We start from the raw sequence: 1,651 nt of genomic DNA on the forward strand, positions 1-1,651 counted from the left end.
TATTGGGAGTTCCAGACCTACAATATGCCAGAAGTGGCGTTTTGGGTTCGAACTACCGCTTGAGTCGTTTTCGTGGGTCGTGTAGGTGTACGTAAATGATTCACCCGGGTAGTCACCCGATTGGAAGCGGAGCACATCGAGCGCGGCATCTGTGCTGCTGTCGCCGAAACTTATACCCGGACTGGATGTGGACCTACCGGAGACATAAAAGGGGTAGAGCTGCGGGTACTTCGTCACCACACCGCTATCAGAAGGGACATATTGCCAGTTACGTTCAGCAGCATACTGTTTCGCTTGATTCGCAACCCGAGAACCCCTCACTCTGCGAAGTGCCATGCTCCCGATGATCAAGACAAAAAAGCACACACCGCTACGACGATCAACTTGCTATCCACAACAACCTACTTCCTCCGGCGGCACATCAAGTTGCCGGCTAGCGTTTCATCTTTGATTCACTTGAGCGGCCCTACGTTTTGCGGATACGTCTTAGTGGTCCGTCATGCCGCCATGACGCCGTTCCAGTACTGTTGCCCGACTTCTGGTGGGGTGTGGTACCCGAGCGTCGAGTGGATACGCTCGGAATTGTAGCAGGATTCGATGTACCGTGCAATGTCGCGACGTGCGTGCTTACGCGTCGGGTACTGGGGGCTCCGATCGAGGCTTGAACTCTACGTCCAATGAGTTCGCCGACGTCCTCGACCGACACAATATCCGGCAGTCCGTAGGGCGAACCGGGATATGTTACGATAATGCCATGGCCGATCGGCCCCGCTTGCCCGGACTCGGTCAGACTGTGACGCCACGGGCGAGGCTTGCACACAACAAGGCCGAGTTCCCGCACCAGCCCGCGTACGAACTCTGGACTCGCTTCCACGCCCAGGCGCCCCAGCTCGGCATGGAGCCGGCGGTAGCCGTACGTACCATCAGAATCCTTGAAGATCTTTACGATGACGAGTTTCACCTCCTCCCGTCGTTGCGCCGTTGCGGACAGGGGCCTACTCAGCCATTCATAAAATCCAGAGGTCGAGACTTCCATCCATTAGCACATCTTCACGATCGCGTACTTCGGACGACCGTCGGCCGCCAGTGTGGCCTTCTCGCCGTCGATGAACTCAACCTGAGCGCTCACCGATATTCCTGGGCGAAGAAGGCCACGGCTTTTCCCGCGAACTCGCTCTTCAGCTTCAGTTCACGGTTCTCAACCTTCAACTTCCGCAGTTCCTCACGCTCGGACATCGACAAGGGCGGCTCCGCACCGGCATGAGTCGTGCGGTACGCGTTCACTCAATTCCGCAGCGTTTGCTCGTTCACCCCGATTTCACGCGCCCCCTCAGCGACCGGACGAGAAGAATCAATCACGAGCCTGCAGCCTCCTCCTTACACTCAGGTGTGGAGCTGCGACGATACTTCGACATGGCTCCTCATTTCCTTCAGGCCCATCGTAGCGGGTCTTGAATTCGGGAACCGTAGGCTCTCCGGGGCTGGGTGAGCACGGTCAGAACAAGACGACGTCGCCGGCAATACCGGCTCTACGCGGTTCGTGGTGAAAGGCCTGCTGTGATTGGTGTTCGCGCTGCTGCTCGAGCGGCGCTGGCCAGGAGTATACGGGCCTTGTAGTTGGCGGAGTTCCTGAATCCGCGGCCGGTGCGTT

Annotated in this window: 2 protein-coding genes and 2 pseudogenes; all 4 read right to left on the reverse strand. The window is 57.8% G+C overall.

The genetic code is table 11. From position 1 onward, the window contains the following. A partial coding sequence (locus GCG21_RS16620) for a hypothetical protein (RefSeq protein ID WP_227993244.1) occupies window positions 1-240 on the reverse strand: 240 nt, incomplete at its 3' end. A gap of 257 nt (window positions 241-497) precedes the next feature. Beyond that, window positions 498-632 (reverse strand): annotated as a pseudogene (locus GCG21_RS16625) (IS3 family transposase); the annotation flags it as partial. Window positions 633-820: 188 nt separating this feature from the next. Beyond that, window positions 821-1,036: pseudogene (locus GCG21_RS17205) on the reverse strand (IS3 family transposase); the annotation flags it as partial. A gap of 89 nt (window positions 1,037-1,125) precedes the next feature. After that, window positions 1,126-1,284 carry a hypothetical protein gene (locus tag GCG21_RS16150; RefSeq protein ID WP_194164955.1) on the reverse strand — a complete coding sequence of 53 codons (159 nt, stop codon included), beginning with the start codon at window positions 1,282-1,284 and terminating at the stop codon, window positions 1,126-1,128. Window positions 1,285-1,651 lie beyond the last annotated feature (367 nt).

This window comes from Pseudactinotalea sp. HY160, from assembly GCF_009372055.1.
In the GTDB taxonomy this organism is placed as follows: Bacteria; Actinomycetota; Actinomycetes; order Actinomycetales; family Beutenbergiaceae; genus HY158.